Genomic DNA, 21,627 nt, shown 5'->3' with positions numbered 1-21,627 from the left:
CACTAAACAAAATTTCTCTTTTAAAAACAAATGATTATTTGCGTCATTTTGTATTGCGGAACGTTTTTCGGCATCGCGAAACGGGGATTTTGTGCCCTGCACCACGAATTTTTATAACGCAGAGACTTATTCCGCATCGTGAAATATTGGCGGGTTTGCGGATCGGTGAAGTGACCGGCGCCATGGTGGGGCGGAACGGCAGGCCCAAGGATGCCGCGTGGGAACTGCCGGGGGCAGGGTTGAGTGGCACTTAGGCCATGAGCGAAGGGCCGCGCACCACTGACCGACTATGCGTGCGGAATCACGTGCGGAGTTGTCGCGCGCTGCGGCGTATCGCCGCCGGGCGGTGGCGCTTCCCGATGTGGGCCTGCGGTTATGATGACGCGGGCATCGGGATTCGCGTCGCGCATCGGCGCGTCAGCCGGCCGGCGCGGGCGTCGCGGCGGCCGCGCGACCCAGCATGGATAACGAGGAACGATTGATGATACGGAGAACCTTCCTGTCGCATGCCATTGGTGTCGCGGCCGCGTCGCTGTTCGCGCGTGCCGCGTGGGCGCAGCATGCCGGTCACGCCGGCATGGCCGGCATGGACTCGATGGACGACATGCCCGGCATGTCGGGCATGCCAGGGATGGCGGGTCACGGGCCGCGCGGCAAGTCCGCACCGGCCGCGCTCGCGGCCGCCGACGCGCTGCCGGCCGGCGCGCCGCTCGCGGCGCTGCGCACGCTTGCGAACGAAAGCCGCGAGCCCGGCATGTTCCGGGCCACGCTGGTGGCGCAGCCGGTGGCGCGCCCGATGCTGCACGGCGCACGGCCGACCACGTTCTGGCAGTTCGGCGCGGGTACGCAGGGCCCCATCGTCGGTCCACTGATCGACGTGCGCGAGGGCGACACGGTCGAGATCAGGTTCGTGAACAAGCTGCCGCAGCCGTCGACGATCCACTGGCACGGCCTGCCCGTGCCACCTGACCAGGACGGCAATCCGTCCGATCCGGTTGCACCCGGCGCGTCGCGCGTGTACCGCTTCACGTTGCCGAAGGGGAGCGCCGGCACTTACTGGTACCACCCGCATCCGCACATGATGACGGCCGAACAGGTCTTCCGCGGGCTCGCCGGCCCGTTCGTCGTGCGCGCCGTGGACGATCCGCTGGTGGGCTGGCCCGAGCGCAACCTGTTCGTGTCGGACCTGAAGCTTGCGCGCGACGGCACGATTGCACCGAACGACATGATGGACTGGATGAACGGCCGTGAAGGCCAGTTCGTGCTGGTCAACGGCGCCCGCCGGCCGCGGATCGATGTCGCGGGCGACGAGCGCTGGCGCGTGTGGAACGCGTGCAGCGCGCGCTATTTGCGCGTCGCGTTCGACGACGGCCGCGCGTTCGAGCACGCAGGCACCGACGGCGGCCTGTTCGACGCGCCGCGCCGTGTCACGTCGCTGTTGATCGCGCCGGGCGAACGGGCGGAGTTGCTGGTCCGCGCCGGCGACCGCGCGTCGCGCGCCGTGCTGCAGGCGGCCGAATACGACCGCCGCAAGATGTCGATGTCGCACGATGACGGGCACGGCAGCCTGCCGCCCGATCCGGCGCTGGCCCTGGCCGACGTCGCATTCGCGCCTGCCGCCGCACGTGCGCTGCCGGCGACCCTGCGCGCGGTGCCGTCGCTGGGCGAACCGGTCGCGCACAAGGAGGTCGCGTTCGGCGAGGAGATGGACATGGACGCGATGATGAAAGGCGCGGCGCACGGCCGCCCGGCGGGCATGCGCTTCACGATCAACGGCGACACCTACGCGCCGCATCGCACGACGCTGACGAGCCGCCGTGGCGACGTCGAGCGCTGGACGATCCGCAACGGCACCGACATGGATCACCCGTTCCACCTGCACGGCACGCAGTTCCAGGTGATCGAGCGCGCGTCGGGCGGTTCGCGCACGAGCGAGCCGTTCCGTGCATGGCGCGATACGGTGAACGTGCGCAGCGGCGAAACCGTGACGATTCTCGTCACGCAAGACATGCCCGGAGAGCGCATGTTTCACTGCCACATTCTCGAACACGAGGATCTCGGCATGATGGGCACGCTGAAGGTCGTGTAACGAGGTGGCGATTATGTTTCACGCGCGGGAGGAGTATTCGATCTGCGCGTGTGACAAGACAATGTGTGTTCAGTTATCGGGATTGAACGAAAAGGCCGGCCAATCGATTATCGATTGGCCGGCCTCAAATAAAGAAACCCGGCGCAAGACATGCGCCGGGTTTCTTCGTCTGATATCCGGTGCCTTATGCGGCCTGGATGTTCGACGCTTGCTTGCCCTTCGGTCCTTGAACGACGTCAAAGCTCACCTTCTGGCCTTCCTTCAGCGTCTTGAAGCCATTCATGGTGATAGCCGAGAAGTGCGCAAACAGATCCTCACCGCCCTCATCGGGAGTGATGAAACCGAAGCCCTTCGCGTCGTTGAACCACTTAACGATACCAGTTGCCATTTTCCTACTTCCCCTGTCACACAGTCGCTGCTACTTACCACGAGCACGCTCGAAAAGCTAAACGACCTGAAACGCAGCCGTTCCCCCCTCACAAGCTCACCTCGGCCTCTTTCATTTTGCCAACCGGCAAATTGAAAAAAGTGCCAGCTTGATTGTTGGCGCTCTTTATTGGAGTGTCAAGTGGAATTTTTAGACGTTTAGAGGGACGTTGTAAAGAACCCATTTTCAGGGTTTTTCCGGCTTTGCTTAGCAGCACGCGGCCGAGCGCGAGGTCTTGAAAAGCCGCATAATCGGCTCATATACCAGGCTCGAGTGACACGCGTTCGAGTCGTCCCGGCTTGTGGGATACTGGATGCAGACACGACGTTCCGGTGCGGTTCCCCTGACGGTTCGTGTTCCGCGCCACGCGTGAAAGCCGGCACCGCAGCCGGCTTTCGTATGGCGCGAAGAAGATCGCGTGTTCCGGGATTCCGGGGAGGGCGCCGGCCGGTCGGTCGGGTAATGGCAGGATTGCGGGCCTGTCCGAGTTGTTTAGAATGGGTGTATGGCGATTATCCCGGACAAGCAGGACAGCACCGTCCTGGAACGCAAGCAGCAGAAGCTCAAGCCGCCTTCGATGTACAAGGTGGTGCTGCTGAACGACGACTTCACGCCGATGGAATTCGTTGTGATGGTGGTCCAGGAGTATTTCAAGAAGGATCGCGAGACGGCCACGCAGATCATGCTGAAGGTCCATCGCGAAGGGCGAGGGGTTTGTGGGGTCTATACGCGGGACATCGCGTCGACCAAGGTTGAGCAAGTCGTTACCCATGCGCGGCAGGCAGGGCATCCGCTGCAGTGCGTGATGGAGGAAGCATGATTGCCCAGGAATTGGAAGTCAGCCTGCACATGGCGTTCATGGAAGCACGCCAGGCGCGCCATGAGTTCATTACGGTCGAGCACCTGCTGCTGGCCCTGCTGGATAATCCGACGGCAGCCGAGGTGTTGCGCGCGTGTGCGGCCAACATCGAGGACTTGCGTCAGAACCTGCGCAATTTCATCCACGACAACACACCTACCGTCCCGGGTACCGACGATGTCGATACCCAGCCGACGCTCGGTTTCCAGCGCGTGATCCAGCGCGCGATCATGCACGTCCAGTCGACGTCGAACGGCAAGAAGGAAGTGACCGGCGCGAACGTGCTGGTCGCGATCTTCGGCGAGAAGGATTCGCATGCCGTGTACTACCTGCAGCAGCAGGGCGTCACGCGCCTCGACGTCGTGAACTTCATTTCGCACGGCATCGCGAAGACGAACAACGGCGAAGCCGCGAAGTCGTCCGACGCGAATGCGGAAAGCGAAGACGCGAATGCGCAGAAGGAAACCCCGCTCGCGCAATTCACGCAGAACCTGAACCAGATGGCGAAGGACGGCCGCATCGATCCGCTGATCGGTCGCGAGCCCGAGGTCGAGCGCGTGGTCCAGGTGCTGTGCCGCCGCCGCAAGAACAATCCGCTGCTCGTCGGCGAAGCCGGCGTCGGCAAGACCGCGATCGCGGAAGGGCTCGCCTATCGCATCACGCGCGGCGAAGTGCCGGACATCCTCGCGAACGCGCAGGTCTACTCGCTCGACATGGGCGCGTTGCTCGCGGGCACCAAGTACCGCGGCGACTTCGAGCAACGTCTGAAGACGGTGCTGAAGGAGCTGAAGGAGCGTCCGCACGCGATCCTGTTCATCGACGAGATCCACACGCTGATCGGCGCGGGCGCCGCGTCGGGCGGCACGCTCGATGCGTCGAACCTGCTGAAGCCGGCGCTGTCGTCCGGCGTGCTCAAGTGCATCGGCGCGACCACGTTCACCGAATATCGCGGCATCTTCGAGAAGGACGCGGCGCTGTCGCGGCGCTTCCAGAAGGTCGACGTGACGGAGCCGAGCGTCGAGCAGACGGTCGCGATCCTGCGCGGGCTGAAGTCGCGCTTCGAAGAGCATCACGGCGTCAAGTATTCGTCGGGCGCACTGTCGGCCGCAGCCGAACTGTCGGCGCGCTTCATTACCGACCGTCACCTGCCGGACAAGGCAATCGATGTGATCGATGAAGCGGGCGCCGCTCAGCGCATCCTGCCGAAGTCGAAGCAGAAGAAGACGATCGGCAAGAGCGAGATCGAGGAAATCATCTCGAAGATCGCGCGCGTGCCGCCGCAGAGCGTATCGCAGGACGACCGCAGCAAGCTGCAGACGCTCGACCGCGACCTGAAGAGCGTCGTGTTCGGCCAGGATCCGGCGATCGATGCGCTCGCAGCCTCGATCAAGATGGCGCGCGCGGGCCTCGGCAAGATGGACAAGCCGATCGGCGCGTTCCTGTTCTCCGGCCCGACGGGTGTCGGCAAGACCGAAGTGGCGCGCCAGCTCGCGTTCACGCTCGGCATCGAGCTGATCCGCTTCGACATGTCGGAATACATGGAGCGTCATGCGGTGAGCCGGCTGATCGGCGCGCCGCCGGGCTATGTCGGGTTCGACCAGGGCGGCCTGCTGACCGAGGCCGTCACGAAGAAGCCGCATTGCGTGCTGCTGCTCGACGAAATCGAGAAGGCGCATCCGGACATCTTCAACGTGCTGCTGCAGGTGATGGACCACGGCACGCTGACGGACAACAACGGCCGCAAGGCGGATTTCCGCAACGTCATCATCATCATGACGACGAACGCGGGCGCCGAGTCGATGCAGAAGGCGACGATCGGCTTCACGACGCGCCGCGAAACCGGCGACGAGATGACCGACATCAAGCGCCTGTTCACGCCGGAGTTCCGCAACCGCCTGGATTCGATCATCAGCTTCCGCTCGCTCGATGAGGAAATCATCATGCGCGTGGTCGACAAGTTCCTGATCCAGCTCGAGGAACAGCTGCACGAGAAGAAGGTCGACGCGCTCTTCACCGACGCGTTGCGCAAGCATCTCGCGAAGCACGGCTTCGACCCGCTGATGGGCGCGCGGCCGATGCAGCGGCTGATCCAGGACACGATCCGGCGCGCGCTGGCCGACGAGCTGCTGTTCGGCAAGCTCGTCAACGGCGGGCACGTGACGGTCGACGTCGACGAAAGCGACAAGGTGCAGTTGTCGTTCGACAAGTTGGCGAATCCGCCGCACAAGCCGAACGAAGAGGCGGTCGAAGTCGAGTAAGCGATAATCGGGTAGTTCATGCGAACGGCGCGGGATGTTTTCCGCGCCGTTTCGTTTTATCTGGCGCCGGCGGCGCGATGGTGGTGCAGGGGAGTGGCAACGCAGTGACACAAGAACAACGAACGTTCGACGACATCGTCGCGCGCGAACAGGGTTTGCGCCATGCGCTGACGTCCGGGCAGATGGCGATGATCGCGATCGGCGGCGCGATCGGCACGGGGCTGTTTCTCGGCAGCGGGTTCGCGATCGGGCTCGCCGGCCCGAGCGTGCTGGTCTCGTATGCGATCGGCGCGCTGATCGCGCTGCTGCTGATGGGCGCACTCGCGGAAATGACGGTCGCCCATCCGACGGCCGGGTCGTTCGGCGCGTATGCCGAGCACTATGTCGGCCCGCTGGCGGGTTTCCTGGTGCGCTATGCGTACTGGTTCGCGGTCGTGTTCGCGATCGGCACCGAGATCAGCGCGATCGCCGTGTTCATGAAGTACTGGTTCCCGGCCGTGCCCGGATGGTATTGGGTGATCGGATTCTCCGCGCTGCTGATCGCCGTTAACCTCGCGAGCGTCACGCTGTACGGCACGGTCGAATACGCGTTCTCGCTGCTGAAGATCGCGGCGATCGTCGTGTTCGTCGTACTCGGCGCCTATCTCGTCGGGTCGGCGCCGGCCGCATCGGGCATCGGTTTCGCGAACTACACCGCGCACGGCGGCTTCATGCCGAAGGGGCCGTGGGGCACCTGGGTCGCGGTGATCGTCGCGATCTTCAGCTACATGAGCATCGAAGCCGTCGCGATCGCGGCCGGCGAGGCGCGCGATCCGCAGCACGCGGTCACGCGCGCGTTCCGCTCGACCGTGTTCCGGCTCGTGCTGTTCTACCTGCTGACGCTGTCGCTGATGCTCGCGATCGTGCCGTGGACGCAGGCCGGCACCGACGAAAGCCCGTTCGTGAAGGTGATGGCCGCGACTCATGTGCCGTACGCGGCAGGCGTGATCAACTTCGTGCTGTTGATCGCGGCACTGTCGGCGATGAACAGCCAGCTTTACGTGACGACGCGGATGATGTTCAGCCTGTCGCGTGCGCGGCTCGCGCCGGCGGTGTTCGGCCGGCTCGGCACGAACGGCGTGCCGCGCGCGGCGCTGTGGATCTCGACGAGCGGCGTCGCGGTCGCGGCCGTGCTGGTCGCGCTGGCGCCCGACACCGCGTTCACCGTGATGATGGCGATCGCGATGTTCGGTGCGCTGTTCACGTGGCTGATGATCTTCGTCACGCACCTGCGCTTCCGTTCGCGCTATCGCGGCCCCGCGCTCGCGTTCCGGATGTGGGGCCACCCTTTCGGCAGCCTGCTCGGTGCCGGCCTCGTCGCAGCGATCCTGTTCACGACCGCGTTCACGCGCGAATTCCGGATGACGATGGTGGTCGGCGTCGTGTTCGTCGTGCTGCTTACGCTCGCGTACGCGCTGCATTACCGGCACCAGCACGCGCGTTGACGGGCGCGGCCCGCCCGCACCGATTCTCCATTCCCTAAGGTTCCGTTAAGCCCGCGGCGACTACATTCGATCCTGTCTGCAAGGCAGGCCGGCCCGCGCCGGCCCGCCGCTTTCCTGCAAAAGGGGTTCGAATGAACAAACTTCCTGAAATCACGCTCGCGTTCTGGATCATGAAGATCTGCGCGACGACGCTCGGCGAAACCGGCGGCGACCTGCTGTCGATGACGCTGAACGTCGGCTACGCGGTGAGCTCCATCCTGCTGTTCGGCTTCTTTCTCGTGACGCTGGGCGCGCAGCTCAGGACGACCCGCTATCGCCCGGCGATCTACTGGGCCGTGATCGTCGCGACGAGCACGGCCGGCACGACGATGTCAGACTTCATGGACCGCACGCTCGGTCTCGGCTATGCGGCCGGCTCGTCGATCCTCGTCGCGATCCTGCTGGCGATCTTCGCTGTGTGGCGCCTCAGCGGCGAATCGCTGTCGGTCGACCTGATCCGCACGCGCAAGGTCGAGTTGCTGTACTGGATCGCGATCCTGTTCTCGAACACGCTCGGCACCGCGCTCGGCGACTTCCTCGCGGACAGCTCGGGGCTCGGCTTCGGCGGCGGCGCGCTGCTGATCGGCGGGCTGCTCGCGGTGATCGTGCTCGCGCACTATTTCACGCGGATCTCCGGCGTGCTGCTGTTCTGGGCCGCGTTCGTGCTCACGCGTCCGTTCGGCGCGACGGTCGGCGACCTGCTGACGAAGCCGGTTGCGAAGGGCGGCCTTGCGCTCGGCACGATCGGCTCGTCGGCCGTGCTGCTCGGTGTGCTGGTTGCGATGGTGATCTACGCGATCGCGGCTCAGGCGCGGCAGCGCGACCTGGCGCCGGCGCGGATCGCACAACCCGTCGAGGAATGACGGCGACGGAATAGAAAAAAAGGGGCCGCGGCCCCTTTTTTCGTTGCGTCGTTCAGTGACGGCCGGTGCTGCCGAAGCCGCCCTCGCCGCGATCGCTTTCGGCGAAGTCGTCGACGATGTTGAACTGCGCCTGCACGACCGGCACGATCACGAGCTGGGCGAGCCGCTCGAACGGATTGAGCACGAACTCGGTCTGGCCGCGGTTCCACGTCGAGACCATGAGTTGGCCCTGGTAGTCGGAATCGATCAGGCCGACGAGGTTGCCGAGCACGATGCCGTGCTTGTGGCCGAGGCCGGAGCGCGGCAGGATCAGCGCCGCGTAGCCGGGATCGGCGAGATGGATCGCGAGGCCGGTCGGCACGAGCGTCGTTTCGCCCGGCTGCAGCGTGACCGGTGCATCGAGGCACGCACGCAGGTCGAGGCCCGCGCTGCCGGTGGTCGCGTAGGCGGGCAGGTAGTCGCGCATGCGCGCGTCGAGAATCTTCAGGTCGAGTTTCATGCGGTCGTCGAATGGGTCGGGAAGGGCGCGGCAGCGACGGCCGCCGCGCGGGAGATCAGATCAGGCGGTTGTCGGGCAGGCGCTTCGCGATTTCCGCGACGAGCGTGTGCGCGAGTTCGTCCTTCGGTGCGCGCGGCAGGCGCGTGAGGCCGGCGGCCTCGAACAGCACGACTTCGTTGTCGTCGCGCCCGAACGTCAGCGGGCCGAGGTTGCCGACGAGCAGCGGCACGTTCTTGCGCTTGCGCTTTTCGTCGCCGTGCACGTCGAGGTCGCCGCTTTCGGCCGCGAAGCCGACGCAGAACGGCGGGGCGGGCAGCGCCGCGACCGACGCGAGGATGTCGGGGTTCTCGACGAACGCGAGCGTGGGCACCTTGTGGTCGGCCGTCTTCTTCATCTTGTGCTCGGCCGGCTGGGCGACGCGCCAGTCGGCGACTGCAGCCACCGCGATGAAGATGTCGGCATCGGCGACGGCATGCATGACCGCGTCGTACATCTGCTGCGCCGTCTGCACGTCCTGGCGGTAGACGCCCCACGGCGTGTCGAGCGCGACCGGCCCCGCGACGAGATGCACGTCGGCGCCGGCCTGCTGCGCGGCGCGCGCGAGCGCGAAGCCCATCTTGCCGCTCGAGCGGTTCGTGAGGCCGCGCACCGGGTCGAGCGGTTCGAACGTCGGGCCGGCCGTGATCAGCACGCGCCGGTGCGCGAGTACCTTCGGCGCGAAGTGCGCGACGATCGCTTCGTAGATCGCCTCGGGCTCGAGCATCCGGCCGTCGCCGACTTCGCCGCATGCCTGCGCGCCCGAATCCGGGCCGAGCACCGACACGCCGTCCGCGCGCAGTTGTGCGGCGTTGCGTTGCGTGGCCGGGTTCTGCCACATCTGGCGATTCATCGCGGGAACGACGAGCAGCGGGCAATCGCGCGCGACGCACAGCGTCGACAGCAGATCGTCCGCGAATCCGTGCGCGAGCTTCGCGAGGAAGTCCGTCGATGCGGGCGCGATCACGATCGCATCGGCTTCGCGCGACAGGTCGATGTGCGCCATGTTGTTGTCGATGCGCGCGTCCCACTGGCTCGTGTAGACGGGCCGGCCCGACAGCGCCTGCATCGTGACGGGCGTGATGAACTGGGTAGCGGCTTCGGTCATCGCGACCTGCACGGTCGCGCCGGCCTTTACGAGCAGCCGCGTGAGCTCGGCGATCTTGTAGCAGGCGATCCCGCCCGTCAGGCCGAGAACGAGGTGTTTTCCTGCGAGTTCTGCGTGTGCCAACTCAGGCCTCCAAGGGTCAAACGGAACGGCCGGCGCGAAGCCGGCCGTCGACGCCGAGTATGCGCGCTTAGCGTGAGCCGCGCACGCGACGCAGTTCGTCGTAGATCAGCAGCACCGCGCCGACCGTGATCGCGGAGTCGGCGAGGTTGAACGCCGGGAAGTGCCAGGCGCCGAGATGAAAATCGAGGAAGTCGATCACGTGGCCGTAGACGAGCCGGTCGATCACGTTGCCGAGCGCGCCGCCCAGGATCATCGCGAGCGACAGGCTGAACAACCGCTGCTGGCCGTGACGTTTCAGCAGGAAGCAGATCACGAGCGTCGCGCCGATGCCGAGCGCGGTGAATGCCCAGCGCTGCCAGCCGCCCGCGGTCGACAGGAAGCCGAACGCGGCGCCGCGGTTGTACACCAGCACGAGATTGAAGAACGACGTCAGCTCGTGCTGCGCGCCGTACGCGAACGTCTTCAGGATCGCGATCTTCGACAGTTGGTCGAACAGGATCACGATCAGCGAAATGCCGAGCCAGGGCGCAAGCGCGCCGCTGGCCGGTTTCGACAGGGTTTTCGCCATAGTTAAGCAGCGCTCCGGATTTCGCCGTTTTCGAACAGGTTGGAGAAGCAGCGGCCGCACAGCGTCGGATGATCGGCATGCGCGCCGACATCTTCACGGTAGTGCCAGCAGCGCTCGCACTTCTGGTACTTCGACGCGGCCACGTCGACGCTTTCCTGCGCTTCGTCGTCGACCTTGACGACCGTCGCAGCCGACGTGATCAGCACGAACTTGAGATCCTCGCCGAGGCTCGTGAGCGCGTCGTAGCGTGCGCCGCTCGCGTGCACGGCGACTTCGGCCTGCAGCGACGAACCGATGCGGTTCGCGGTGCGGGCTTCCTCGAGCGCCTTCGTCACGTTGCCGCGCACATCGCGCAGCAGTGCCCACTTCTCGATCAGCGCGGCGGAGCCGGCGACTTCCGGATACGCGTAGTAGGTTTCCGTGAAGATCGTGTCGCTGGCCGGCTGGAACACCTTCCACGCTTCTTCCGCCGTGAACGACAGGAACGGTGCGAGCACGCGCAGCAGGCCGTGCGTCAGGTGGTACAGCGCCGTCTGCGCGGAGCGGCGTGCGAGCGAATCGGCCGCGCTCGTGTACAGGCGGTCCTTCAGCACGTCGAGGTAGAAGCCGCCGAGATCTTCCGAGCAGTACGTCTGCAGCTTCGCGACGACCGGGTGGAATTCGTACTTCTCGTAGTGGCCGAGCAGCTCCGTCTGCAGTTGCTGCGAGAACGCGACCGCATAACGGTCGATCTCGAGCCATTCGTCGACGGGCACCGCATGCTGCGCGAAGTCGAAGTCCGACAGGTTCGCGAGCAGGAAGCGCAGCGTGTTGCGGATGCGGCGATAGCCTTCCGTCACGCGCTTCAGGATTTCCTCGGAGATCGCGAGCTCGCCCGAATAGTCGGTCGACGCGATCCACAGGCGGATGATTTCCGCGCCGAGGCGGTTCGCGACTTCATGCGGGTCGATGCCGTTGCCGAGCGACTTGCTCATCTTGCGGCCTTCGCCGTCGACCGTGAAGCCGTGCGTGAGCAGGCCCTTGTACGGTGCGCGGCCGTCGATCATCGACGCGGTGAGCAGCGACGAGTGGAACCAGCCGCGGTGCTGGTCCGAGCCTTCGAGGTAGAGGTCGGCCGGGAACTGCAGCTGATCCTTGTGCGAGCCGCGCAGCACGTGCCAGTGCGTCGTGCCCGAATCGAACCACACGTCGAGCGTGTCGCGGTTCTTCTCGTACAGGTTCGCGTCGTCGCCGATCAGCTCGCGCGGGTCGAGCGTCTGCCACGCCTCGATGCCCGACTGCTCGACGCGCTTCGCGACTTCCTCGAGCAGTTCGAGCGTGCGCGGATGCAGCTCGCCGGTTTCCTTGTGCACGAAGAACGCCATCGGCACGCCCCACTGGCGCTGGCGCGACAGCGTCCAGTCAGGACGGTTCGCGATCATGCTGAACAGGCGCTGCTTGCCCCACGACGGGTAGAACGCGGTCGCGTCGACGCCTTCGAGCGCCGTTTCGCGCAGCGTCTTGCCGCCGTCGCGCGGCGTCACGTCCATCCCGGCGAACCACTGCGACGTGGCGCGGTAGATGATCGGCGTCTTGTGGCGCCAGCAGTGCATGTAGCTGTGCGTGTACTTCTCGCTGCGCAGCAGCGAGCCGGCTGCATTCAGCGCCTCGACGATCTTCGGGTTCGCGTCCCAGATCGACAGGCCGCCGAACAGCGGCAGCGATTCGATATAGCGGCCGTCGCCCATCACCGGGTTGATGAAGTCGGAGTCGGTCATCCCGTGCGCCTTGCAGGACAAGAAGTCCTCGATACCGTACGCGGGCGACGAGTGCACGACGCCGGTACCGGTGTCGGTCGTCACGTAGTCGCCGAGGTACACGGGCGCGGTGCGCTTGTAGCCGGGGTGAGCCGACGCGAGCGGGTGATGGAAGCGCAGGCCCGCGAGCTTCACGCCCGGCGCGGTCGCAACGACGCGGCCGGTCAGCTTGAAGTCGGTCATGCAGGCTTCGACGCGCTCTTCCGCGATGATCAGCAGCCCGCGCTCGGTGTCGACCAGCGCGTAGACGATTTCCGGATGGAGGTTCAGCGCCTGGTTCGCGGGGATCGTCCACGGCGTGGTGGTCCAGATCACGATGCCGCCTTCGGCGCGCGGCAGCGCCGGCAGGCCGAACGCCTGCGCGGTCTTTTCCGGTTCCGCGAACGCAAACATCACGTCGATCGTCGGATCGGTGCGGTCCTTGTACTCGACTTCCGCTTCGGCGAGCGCCGAGCCGCAGTCGAAGCACCAGTTCACCGGCTTCAGCCCGCGATACACGTAGCCCTTCTCGATGATCTTGCCGAGCGCGCGGATCTCTTCCGCCTCGTTGACGAAGTTCATCGTCTTGTACGGGTTGGCCCAGTCGCCGAGCACGCCCAGACGCTTGAAGCCGACCTTCTGCTTCTCGATCTGCTCGGTCGCGTACGTGCGCGCCTTGCTCATCACTTCGGCCGCCGGCAGCGACTTGCCGAACTGCTTCTCGATCTGGATCTCGATCGGCATCCCGTGGCAATCCCAGCCCGGCACGTACGGCGCGTCGAAGCCGGCCATGTTGCGCGACTTGACGACGATGTCCTTCAGGATCTTGTTGACGGCGTGGCCGAGGTGGATGTCGCCGTTCGCATACGGCGGGCCGTCGTGCAGGATGAACTTCGGACGGCCGGCGCTGGCCGCGCGGATCTTCTCGTAGATGCCGCGCTCTTCCCATTCCTTGACCCACTGCGGCTCGCGCTTGGGCAGGTCGCCGCGCATCGGGAACGGCGTGTCGAGCAGGTTGACCGGATACTTGGCCTGCGGTTTCGAATCGGCTTTCTTGTTGCTCATGATGGGATCGCTATCTAAATCTCGGGGGACGCGCGAGCGTCGTGAATCGGGTATGCGCGCGACTGGGCGGCGCGAGGGTGCGGCGCGGGGCGCCGCTGTCCGGATCAGCTAATTCGGTCGGTGGCCGACGTCGCGAAGCCCGTGGCGCGGCTGCCCGGCGCACGGTCGCGCTCGATGAAATACGCACGCGCATTCGCGACGTCCAGCGCGATCGCGCGCGACAGCGCCTCGAGATCGTCGAATTTCGCCTCGTCGCGCAGCTTCTTCAGGAATTCGACGCGGATGAGCTTGCCGTACGCATCGCCGTGCCAGTCGAGCAGGTGCACTTCGAGCAGCACGCGGCCCGAATCGTCGACGGTCGGGCGCAGGCCGAGGCTCGCGACGCCCGGCAGCGGGGCGGGGCCGAGGCCGTGCACCTGCACGACGAAGATGCCCGCGAGCGCCGGCCGCTTGTGTGCGATCGGCAGGTTCAGCGTCGGGAAGCCGAGGTCGCGGCCGAGCTTCAGCCCGTGCGCGACGTGGCCGCTGATCGCATAGCCATGGCCGAGCGCCTGCGCGGCCGCTTCGAGATCGCCGGCCGCGAGCGCGGCGCGCACGCCCGAGCTCGAGATGCGCGTGCCGTCGCTGCCGGCCACCGTACCCATCTGCTCGACCTCGAAGCCGTACTGCGCGCCGGCCGCCTGCAGCGTGTCGAAGGTGCCCGCGCGTTTCGCGCCGTAGCAGAAATCGTCGCCGACCATCATCCAGCGCGTGTGCAGCCCGTTCACCAGCGTGCGTTCGACGAACGCCTGCGGCGACTGGCTCGCGAACGTGTGGTTGAAGTGCTCGACGACCACACGGTCGACGCCGTGATCGCGCAGCGCCTCGAGCTTGTCGCGCAGCATCGCGATGCGCGGCGGTGCGCCGGCCGGGTTGAAGAATTCGCGCGGGTGCGGCTCGAACGTCATCACGCACACGGGCAGGCCGCGCGCGTCCGCTGCCGCGCGCACGCGCGCGAGCAGGGCCTGGTGGCCGCGATGGACACCGTCGAAGTTGCCGATCGTCAGCGCGCAAGGCGCGCGGCTCTCGGCGTTGGGCAGGCCGCGGAAGACTTTCACGATAGCGGATGCAGCGTCGGGGAATGGGCGGTGGGATGCCGCAAAGCAGAAGATTATAAACGTTCGGGCGGCCCGACGGCCGAGAAGGGGGGAAACGCGGGGGCGAATGGTAAAATTCGCGGATGAAAAAACTCGTGATCCTGATTTCCGGTCGCGGCAGCAACATGGAGGCCATCGTCCGCGCGTGCGCGCAGGAACGCTGGCCGGCCGAAGTTGCGGCCGTGATCGCCAACCGGCCCGACGCGGCCGGCCTGGCATTTGCCGCGTCGCACGGGGTGGCGACGGCGGTGGTCGACCACCGGTCGTTCGACGGCCGCGACAGCTTCGACGCGGCGCTCGCCGCCGAGATCGACCGATTCGCGCCCGATCTCGTGGTCCTCGCCGGCTTCATGCGCATTCTCACGCCCGCATTCGTCAGACGATACGAAGGCCGGCTGCTGAACATCCATCCGTCGCTGCTGCCGAGCTTCAAGGGCATTCACACGCACCAGCAGGCGCTCGACGCGGGTGTCGCGCTGCATGGCGCGAGCGTGCATTTCGTGATTCCCGAGCTCGACAGCGGCGCGATCGTCGCGCAGGGCGCCGTGCCCGTGCGCGCGGGCGACGACGCGGCCGCGCTCGCGCAGCGTGTGCTGACGGTCGAACATGTGCTGTATCCGCGCGCGGTGCGCTGGTTCATCGAGGGGCGTCTGCGCCTCGAGAACGGCCGTGCAGTGGTGGCGCCGGAAGAGGCGCGCTGGATTTTCGCGGATCAACCGCATACCGAAACGAGTGAGGGCGTATGAAACTGCACGGATTCCTGATCGGCCAGACCGAGACTTTGCTGGCCGAGGTGCTGAAGTTCGCCGGCCCCGCCGATGCGACGACGAGCCGGTTCTTCCGCGCGCATCCGAAGCTCGGGCATGCCGAGCGCGGCGTGATCGCCGAGGCCGTGTTCGCGGTGCTGCGCCGCAAGATGGAGTTTTCGCATCTCGCCGAGAGCGGCACGGGCACGCCCGCGCGGCGCCTCACGCTGCTGGGCCTGATGCAGACGGTCGGCCGCAATGCGCTGAAGCCGTTCCTGTCCGATACCGAATCCGCATGGCTCGAGCACGTGTCGAAGATCGATCCGGCGAGCCTGCCGGTGCGCATTCGCACGAACCTGCCCGACTGGATCTACCAGGCGCTGTCGGCGCGTTTCGATTGTGAGGAACTCGCGCAGCTCGCCGCCGCGCTGAACTACCCGGCGCCGCTCGACCTGCGCGCCAACGCGCAGAAGGCGACGCGCGACCAGGTGATCGAAGGGCTGCGCGTGAGCGGCATCGATGCGGGCGCGACGCCGTTCGCACCGTTCGGCGTGCGCGTGGTCGGCAAGCCGGCGCTGACGCGCCTGAAGCTGTTCGAGGAAGGCGCGATCGAGGTGCAGGACGAAGGCAGCCAACTGCTGTGCTCGCTGGTCGCGCCGCGCCGCGGCGAGATGGTCGTCGATTTCTGTGCGGGTGCGGGCGGCAAGACGCTCGCGCTGGGCGCGATGATGCGCTCGACCGGGCGCCTCTACGCGTTCGACGTGTCGGAGAAGCGCCTGGCGAAGCTGAAGCCGCGCCTTGCGCGCAGCGGGCTGTCGAACGTGAACCCCGTGCTGATCGACAGCGAACACGACGCGAAGATCAAGCGGCTCGCCGGCAAGATCGACCGCGTGCTGGTCGATGCGCCGTGCAGCGGCCTGGGCACGTTGCGCCGCAACCCGGACCTGAAGTGGCGCCAGACGCGCACGGCGATCGACGAGCTGACGCCGAAGCAGGCGTCCATCCTCGCGAGCGCCGCGCGCCTGGTGAAGAAGGGCGGCCGGCTCGTCTACGCGACCTGCAGCGTGCTCGACGCCGAGAACGAACGCATCGTCGAACAGTTCCTGGCCGACCATCCCGACTTCGTGCTGGTACCGGCGCAGAAGGTGCTGGAAGACCAGCGCATCGAGCTCGAGACGGGTGACTACCTGTCGCTGTGGCCGCATCGTCACGCGACCGACGGCTTCTTCGCCGCGGTGCTCGAACGGCGCGCTGCGCAGTAACGGCGGGCCGGACGGACGATGGAGAATCTGCAGAGCCGCCTGCTGTCGCACCGGCTGGCATCGGTCATTCGCGACTTCCACCAGCCGGTGATGATCTGGCAGGCGGCGATACTCATCGGCGCGCTGTGCTTCGCATGGGTGGCCGCGCGCTTCGTGCACGGCCGGATCGACGCGCGCCGCCGGGCGGCCGGACGCGCGCCCGGCGCGGGCGCGCAAAGCCTGAAGCGCGCGTTGTTCCCGTTGTTCGGCAGCGTGTTCGTGGGCGGCGCGCAGCTCGCGTTCGACCCGTTCATGTCGACGTCGCTGCTGTCGCTCGCGCTCGTGCCGCTGTTCGGCATCGGGCTGATCTACGTGCTGTTCTTCTTTGCCCGGCGCGTATTTGCGCGCGACGGCCACACGCATGCATGGCTGTCGATCGTCGAGAAGATCGTGTCGACCGTCGTGTGGGCCGCGATGGTGCTGACGGTGCTCGGCATCCAGCGCGACGTGCTCGGCTGGCTCGACAGCGTGCAGTTCCGTGTCGCCAATGCGCATCTCACGCTGCTGTCGGTGATCTCCGGCGCGCTGTGGGTGTGCGTGACGCTGATGGTCGCGATGTGGCTCGGCTCGGTGCTCGAGGATCGCCTCACGCGCGCGAGCACGCTCGACGCGAACCTGAAGGTCGTGCTGTCGCGGGTCGGCCGCGCGCTGCTCGTGTTCGCGGCGATCCTGATCGGGCTGTCGCTGGTCGGCATCGACGTGACGGTGCTCGGCGTGTTCGGCGGTGCGGTCGGTGTCGGCCTCGGTTTCGGGCTGCAGAAGATCGCCAGCAACTACGTGTCGGGCTTCATCATCCTGCTCGACCGCTCGCTGCGGCTCGGCGACGCAATCAGCGTCGGCGGTCTGCAGGGCGTCGTCACGCAGATCCGCACGCGCTATACGGTCGTGCGCGGCCTCGACGGCAACGAGACGCTGATCCCGAACGAAAAGCTGATCACCGACGTCGTGCAGAACCAGTCGTCGTACCTGACGCGCGGCTACGCGAAGGTCGCCGTGCAGGTCGCGTACTCGAGCGATGTCGAGCACGCGCTCACGCTGCTCGCCGAGGCAGCCAAAGGTGTGCCGCGTGTGCTGGCCGAACCGGCTCCGACCCCGTATCTGGTGAGTTTCGGGGCGGACGGGATCGACCTGGAGCTCGGGTTCTGGATCGAGGATTCGGCGAAGGGCACGTCCGGCGTGCGTTCGAGCGTGAACCGCAACATCTGGCGCCTGTTCAACGAGCACGGGATTTCGATTCCGTTCCCGCAGCGAGAAGTGCGCGTCGTCGGGTTGCCAGACGGTTTTTCCGCTGCGGGCGCGGCTGCCGGGCTCGATCCGGCCGCCGCCAACGGCGCGTCGGACGGGCGCGCGCCGGCTGCATAGCGCGCGCCGGCCGCCAATCCAGTCGTATCGACCCCGCGGTCGGAACCGGATCGCGGGCCTTTTCAAGTCCGCGCGTGGACTGCACCGGTTGCGTCAGGGCAAGAAAATGTTCATTTTTTACAAAGACTTGGAACGGTTGAAGTAAAATTCTGGTCTACACGCGGTATGCTTTCATTTTTCTGACGCTTGGCGCGGGCCGGCGTCGCTCTCATCACAGGTAACTGCCTTGTTGAATTCCCTGCTCGATTTTCTTTCCCACGGGCTCCTGCATTTTTCGTGGTGGCAGGTCGCGCTGTTCGCGCTCGCCGTCACGCACGTCACGATCATCGGCGTGACGGTCTACCTGCACCGTTGCCAGGCGCATCGCGCGCTTGAGCTGCATCCGATCGCGAGCCACTTCTTCCGCCTCTGGCTGTGGATGACCACCGGCATGCTGACCGGCCAGTGGGCCGCAATTCACCGCAAGCACCACGCGAAGTGCGAGACCGAGGAAGATCCGCACAGCCCGCAGACGCGCGGCATCTGGAAGGTGTTCCTCGAGGGCGCCGAGCTGTATCGCGCGGAAGCGAAGAACGAAGAGACGATGCGCAAGTTCGGCCACGGCACGCCGAACGACTGGGTGGAGCGCAACGTCTATTCGAAGTACCCGATTCTCGGCATCAGCCTGATGATGGTGATCGACGTCGCGCTGTTCGGCGTGATCGGCCTCACCGTGTGGGCCGTGCAGATGGTCTGGATTCCGTTCTGGGCGGCTGGCGTCGTCAACGGCTTCGGCCACTTCTGGGGCTATCGCAACTTTAACTCGGCCGACGCGAGCACGAACCTGTTCCCGTGGGGCATCGTGATCGGCGGCGAAGAGCTGCACAACAACCACCACACGTTCGCGACGTCGGCGAAGCTGTCGAACAAGTGGTACGAGTTCGACATCGGCTGGATGTACATCCGCATCATGTCGGCGTTCGGTCTCGCGAAGGTGAAGAAGGTCGCGCCGACGCCGCGCCTGAACAAGCCGAAGACGGTGCTCGACCAGGAAACGCTGCAGGCCGTGCTGTCGAACCGCTACGAAGTGATGGCGCGCTACGGCAAGGCCGTGAAGCGTGCGTACCGCCAGGAGCTCGCGCACCTGAAGGAAATCGGCGGCGAGAAGTACCAGATGATGCGCGGCGCACGCAAGTGGTTCCACAAGGACGCCGACGGCCTCGACGAGCCGCAGAAGAAGCTGCTGCCGGAAATCTTCGCGAACAGCCAGAAGCTGCAAACCTACTTCCAGCTGCGCCAGGATCTCGCTGCGATCTGGGATCGTTCGACCGCATCGCGCGAACAGCTTCTCGCGCAATTGCAGGATTGGTGCCATCGCGCAGAACAAAGCGGCATCAAGGCGCTGCAGGAATTCGCGACGCGCCTGCGCCGCTACGCCTGATTCGAAATCGATTAGAATCTAAGGACGTCAAAAACCCCGCGTTGGCGGGGTTTTTTATTTGGTCCGCCGGTTTTTGAACGTGATCGGCAGGGCTGGATTCGTATGAGGCTTGGGGCAGCGTGGAAGTGTTGTCCCGGGGCGAATGCAGGGGATGGGATCGGAGTGGGCGCTAACGCGCCAACGCTGATCGACCGCGAAGGATGGGACCCGCGTAAGCGCTGCAGCGCGAACGTGGGTCGACCGCGAAGCATGGGACCAGCATAAGCGCTAAAGCGCTAACGCTGGTCGACCGCGAAGCATGGGACCAGCGTAAGCGCTAAAGCGCTAACGCTGGTCGACAGGAGATATGGAGATGCAATCGACGATCAAACCCGTCGAGTACGACCGGCCCGTTGCAGCAGGGACCGTGTGCGGTGTGGGGCAGGCATGGGCCAAGGTGCCCGATGCGCCGTCCGCCGAAGAGCGCGCCGCGCTGAAGGCGCGCATCAAGGCATTGCTCGTGCGTGAAAAGGCCGTGCTGGTCGCGCACTACTATGTCGACGCCGAGTTGCAGGAGCTCGCCGACGAAACCGGCGGCTGTGTCGCCGATTCGCTCGAAATGGCCCGCTTCGGCCGCGACCACGACGCGCAGACGCTCGTCGTTGCCGGCGTGCGCTTCATGGGCGAAACCGCGAAGATCCTGAGCCCGAACAAACGCATCCTGATGCCCGATCTCGACGCGACCTGCTCGCTCGACCTCGGCTGCCCCGTCGACGAATTCTCGGCGTTCTGCGATGCGCATCCCGACCGTACCGTCGTCGTCTACGCGAATACCAGCGCCGCCGTGAAGGCGCGCGCGGACTGGATGGTCACGTCGTCGATCGGCCTCGAGATCGTGGCCGACCTGCATGCACGCGGCGAGAAGATCATCTGGGCGCCGGATCGCCATCTCGGCAGCTACATCCAGAAGAAAACCGGCGCGGACATGCTGCTGTGGCAAGGCTCGTGCCTCGTTCATGACGAATTCAAGGGCATCGAGCTCGACCTGCTGCGCGCCGAGTATCCGGACGCGAAGGTGCTCGTCCACCCCGAATCGCCGGAAAACGTCGTCGCGCAGGCCGATGTGGTCGGCTCGACCACGCAGCTGATCGACGCAGCGGTCAAGCTCGACGCGACGCACTTCATCGTCGCGACCGATCTCGGCATCCTGCACAAGATGCAGCTTGCGGCGCCCGGCAAGACCTTCATTGCCGCGCCGACGGCCGGCAACAGCGCCACCTGCAAGAGCTGCGCGCACTGCCCGTGGATGGCGATGAACGGCCTCGCGAACCTTGCCGACGTGCTCGAGCGCGGTCACAACGAGATCTTCGTCGATCCCGCGATCGGCGAGCGCGCACGCCTGCCGATCGACCGGATGCTCGATTTCGCATCCGCGCACAAGAAGCGCGTGCAGGCGAGCGGCGATCTGCAGCGCGATCAGCAATTGTTTGCGAACGTGGGGGCTGCGTAATGAATAGCCCCCACGCTCACATTCGTTCCCTGCCCCCCGAGGGGGCGGCCACCTTCCTTGGGGGCGGCCCGGCGGAAGGCGGCGCGAACTCCGCAGTATCCCCGCTGTTCGACGTCGTCCGCGAGCAGTACGGCGCGGCATTCGACGACGCGATCGCGCGCAATGTGGTCGATGCGATCGCGGAAGACGTCGGCACCGGCGACCAGACCGGGCGGCTCGTACCGGCCGGCGGGCGTCGCCGTGCTCGCATCATCGTGCGCGAGGAAGCCGTGCTGTGCGGCGTGCCGTGGTTCGAGGCCGTGATTGCCCGGATCGATCCGGCGATCGTCGTGCAGTGGCGTTATCGCGAAGGCGATCGTATGTCGCCCGATTCGACCGTCTGCGAACTCGAAGGGCCGGCGCGCGCGCTGCTGACGGCCGAGCGCAACGGATTGAACTTCCTGCAACTGCTGTCGGGCGTCGCGACCGCGACGCGTCGTTACGTCGATCGCGTCGAAGGCACGCGCGCGAAGATCCTCGATACGCGCAAGACGCTGCCGGGCCTGCGGCTCGCGCAGAAGTACGCGGTGCGCGTCGGCGGCGGTGAGAACCAGCGTCTCGCGCTGTACGACGGCATCCTGATCAAGGAAAACCACATCGCGGCGGCAGGCGGTGTCGGCGAGGCGCTCGACGCGGCGTTCGCGCTGAAGTCGGGCGTGCCCGTGCAGATCGAAGTCGAAACGCTTGCGCAACTCGATACGGCGCTCGCACACCGCGCGCAGTCGGTGTTGCTCGACAACTTCACGCTCGACATGATGCGTGAAGCGGTGCGCGTGGCGAACGGCAAGGCCGTGCTCGAAGTGTCGGGCGGCGTCAATCTCGATACGGTGCGGGCATTCGCGGAAACGGGGGTCGACCGTATCTCGATCGGCGCGCTGACAAAGGACGTGCGCGCGACGGATTATTCGATGCGGATCGTCGACTGACCGAGTGCCGTTGAT

Annotated in this window: 17 protein-coding genes; 11 read left to right on the top strand and 6 right to left on the bottom strand. The window is 65.9% G+C overall.

Annotated features, from left to right (window positions below; all coding sequences use genetic code 11):
• The first annotated feature begins 481 nt into the window (after positions 1-481).
• Positions 482-2,089, top strand: a complete 1,608-nt coding sequence (locus LXE91_RS01475; RefSeq protein ID WP_039368203.1) for a multicopper oxidase family protein — start codon at positions 482-484, stop codon at positions 2,087-2,089.
• 184 nt (positions 2,090-2,273) lie between these two features.
• Here LXE91_RS01475 and LXE91_RS01470 read toward each other — a convergent pair whose 3' ends face one another.
• Entirely contained in the window at positions 2,274-2,477 is a 204-nt protein-coding gene (locus LXE91_RS01470) for a cold-shock protein (RefSeq protein WP_006478030.1), read from the bottom strand.
• A 544-nt stretch (positions 2,478-3,021) separates the two neighbouring features.
• Here LXE91_RS01470 and clpS point away from each other — a divergent pair.
• From clpS to LXE91_RS01450, 4 genes are all read left to right on the top strand, one after another.
• Entirely contained in the window at positions 3,022-3,336 is a 315-nt protein-coding gene (gene clpS / locus LXE91_RS01465) for an ATP-dependent Clp protease adapter ClpS (RefSeq protein ID WP_006398529.1), read from the top strand.
• A complete protein-coding gene (clpA, locus tag LXE91_RS01460; RefSeq protein ID WP_039368198.1) occupies positions 3,333-5,633 on the top strand; it encodes an ATP-dependent Clp protease ATP-binding subunit ClpA in 2,301 nt (766 codons plus the stop codon). Before clpS ends, clpA begins: the two co-directional genes overlap by 4 nt.
• A 104-nt stretch (positions 5,634-5,737) precedes the next feature.
• The gene (locus tag LXE91_RS01455; protein WP_039368448.1) at positions 5,738-7,117 is read left to right on the top strand and encodes an amino acid permease; all 1,380 of its coding nucleotides are present in this window, start codon (positions 5,738-5,740) and stop codon (positions 7,115-7,117) included.
• Between the two features lie 131 nt (positions 7,118-7,248).
• A complete protein-coding gene (locus tag LXE91_RS01450) occupies positions 7,249-8,019 on the top strand; it encodes a COG4705 family protein (RefSeq protein WP_039368195.1) in 771 nt (256 codons plus the stop codon).
• 52 nt (positions 8,020-8,071) lie between these two features.
• On the opposite strand, the gene dut is transcribed toward LXE91_RS01450, so the two are convergent.
• From dut to LXE91_RS01425, 5 genes are all read right to left on the bottom strand, one after another.
• Complete coding sequence (gene dut, locus LXE91_RS01445) at positions 8,072-8,518, bottom strand: dUTP diphosphatase (protein WP_021160741.1); 447 nt, start codon at positions 8,516-8,518, stop codon at positions 8,072-8,074.
• Positions 8,519-8,573: 55 nt separating this feature from the next.
• A complete protein-coding gene (gene coaBC, locus LXE91_RS01440) occupies positions 8,574-9,785 on the bottom strand; it encodes a bifunctional phosphopantothenoylcysteine decarboxylase/phosphopantothenate--cysteine ligase CoaBC (protein ID WP_039368192.1) in 1,212 nt (403 codons plus the stop codon).
• A 67-nt stretch (positions 9,786-9,852) separates the two neighbouring features.
• Positions 9,853-10,353 carry a signal peptidase II gene (lspA, locus tag LXE91_RS01435; RefSeq protein WP_039368190.1) on the bottom strand — a complete coding sequence of 167 codons (501 nt, stop codon included), beginning with the start codon at positions 10,351-10,353 and terminating at the stop codon, positions 9,853-9,855.
• Between the two features lie 2 nt (positions 10,354-10,355).
• Entirely contained in the window at positions 10,356-13,193 is a 2,838-nt protein-coding gene (gene ileS, locus LXE91_RS01430; protein ID WP_039368187.1) for an isoleucine--tRNA ligase, read from the bottom strand.
• Between the two features lie 104 nt (positions 13,194-13,297).
• Complete coding sequence (locus LXE91_RS01425; RefSeq protein ID WP_039368185.1) at positions 13,298-14,290, bottom strand: bifunctional riboflavin kinase/FAD synthetase; 993 nt, start codon at positions 14,288-14,290, stop codon at positions 13,298-13,300.
• A gap of 122 nt (positions 14,291-14,412) precedes the next feature.
• Here LXE91_RS01425 and purN point away from each other — a divergent pair, with 122 nt between their 5' ends.
• The 6 genes from purN (at position 14,413) to nadC (ending at position 21,612) form a co-directional block, all read left to right on the top strand.
• Positions 14,413-15,075, top strand: a complete 663-nt coding sequence (gene purN / locus LXE91_RS01420) for a phosphoribosylglycinamide formyltransferase (RefSeq protein WP_039368183.1) — start codon at positions 14,413-14,415, stop codon at positions 15,073-15,075.
• Positions 15,072-16,337 (top strand): RsmB/NOP family class I SAM-dependent RNA methyltransferase, encoded by a 1,266-nt coding sequence (locus tag LXE91_RS01415; protein WP_039368181.1) that lies wholly within the window; start codon positions 15,072-15,074, stop codon positions 16,335-16,337. Before purN ends, LXE91_RS01415 begins: the two co-directional genes overlap by 4 nt.
• Before the next feature lie 18 nt (positions 16,338-16,355).
• On the top strand, positions 16,356-17,738 hold the full coding sequence (locus LXE91_RS01410; protein WP_039368180.1) for a mechanosensitive ion channel family protein: 1,383 nt from the start codon (positions 16,356-16,358) through the stop codon (positions 17,736-17,738).
• A 226-nt stretch (positions 17,739-17,964) separates the two neighbouring features.
• On the top strand, positions 17,965-19,158 hold the full coding sequence (locus LXE91_RS01405) for a DesA family fatty acid desaturase (protein ID WP_039368179.1): 1,194 nt from the start codon (positions 17,965-17,967) through the stop codon (positions 19,156-19,158).
• A 352-nt stretch (positions 19,159-19,510) separates the two neighbouring features.
• Positions 19,511-20,647, top strand: a complete 1,137-nt coding sequence (gene nadA / locus LXE91_RS01400) for a quinolinate synthase NadA (protein WP_039368445.1) — start codon at positions 19,511-19,513, stop codon at positions 20,645-20,647.
• Positions 20,647-21,612: a carboxylating nicotinate-nucleotide diphosphorylase gene (gene nadC / locus LXE91_RS01395; RefSeq protein ID WP_223274381.1), complete on the top strand. Its 966-nt coding sequence runs from the start codon at positions 20,647-20,649 to the stop codon at positions 21,610-21,612. The genes nadA and nadC overlap by 1 nt, the downstream gene beginning before the upstream one ends.
• Positions 21,613-21,627 lie beyond the last annotated feature (15 nt).

The sequence above is a fragment of the Burkholderia contaminans genome (assembly GCF_029633825.1).
In the GTDB taxonomy this organism is placed as follows: Bacteria; Pseudomonadota; Gammaproteobacteria; order Burkholderiales; family Burkholderiaceae; genus Burkholderia; species Burkholderia contaminans.
The sequence above is the reverse complement of the archived record's forward strand: the minus strand, read 5'-3'. Positions and strand labels throughout refer to the sequence as shown.

Excerpts from the sequence above, each read along its gene's own strand:
- LXE91_RS01475 (WP_039368203.1), top strand. The coding sequence starts at position 482 with ATGATACGGAGAACCTTCCTGTCGCATGCCATTGGTGTCGCGGCCGCG.
- lspA (WP_039368190.1), bottom strand. The coding sequence starts at position 10,353 with ATGGCGAAAACCCTGTCGAAACCGGCCAGCGGCGCGCTTGCGCCCTGG.
- LXE91_RS01450 (WP_039368195.1), top strand. The coding sequence starts at position 7,249 with ATGAACAAACTTCCTGAAATCACGCTCGCGTTCTGGATCATGAAGATC.
- clpS (WP_006398529.1), top strand. The coding sequence starts at position 3,022 with ATGGCGATTATCCCGGACAAGCAGGACAGCACCGTCCTGGAACGCAAG.
- LXE91_RS01410 (WP_039368180.1), top strand. The coding sequence starts at position 16,356 with ATGGAGAATCTGCAGAGCCGCCTGCTGTCGCACCGGCTGGCATCGGTC.
- LXE91_RS01415 (WP_039368181.1), top strand. The coding sequence starts at position 15,072 with ATGAAACTGCACGGATTCCTGATCGGCCAGACCGAGACTTTGCTGGCC.
- nadA (WP_039368445.1), top strand. The coding sequence starts at position 19,511 with ATGCAATCGACGATCAAACCCGTCGAGTACGACCGGCCCGTTGCAGCA.
- clpA (WP_039368198.1), top strand. The coding sequence starts at position 3,333 with ATGATTGCCCAGGAATTGGAAGTCAGCCTGCACATGGCGTTCATGGAA.
- dut (WP_021160741.1), bottom strand. The coding sequence starts at position 8,518 with ATGAAACTCGACCTGAAGATTCTCGACGCGCGCATGCGCGACTACCTG.
- LXE91_RS01470 (WP_006478030.1), bottom strand. The coding sequence starts at position 2,477 with ATGGCAACTGGTATCGTTAAGTGGTTCAACGACGCGAAGGGCTTCGGT.
- nadC (WP_223274381.1), top strand. The coding sequence starts at position 20,647 with ATGAATAGCCCCCACGCTCACATTCGTTCCCTGCCCCCCGAGGGGGCG.
- purN (WP_039368183.1), top strand. The coding sequence starts at position 14,413 with ATGAAAAAACTCGTGATCCTGATTTCCGGTCGCGGCAGCAACATGGAG.
- ileS (WP_039368187.1), bottom strand. The coding sequence starts at position 13,193 with ATGAGCAACAAGAAAGCCGATTCGAAACCGCAGGCCAAGTATCCGGTC.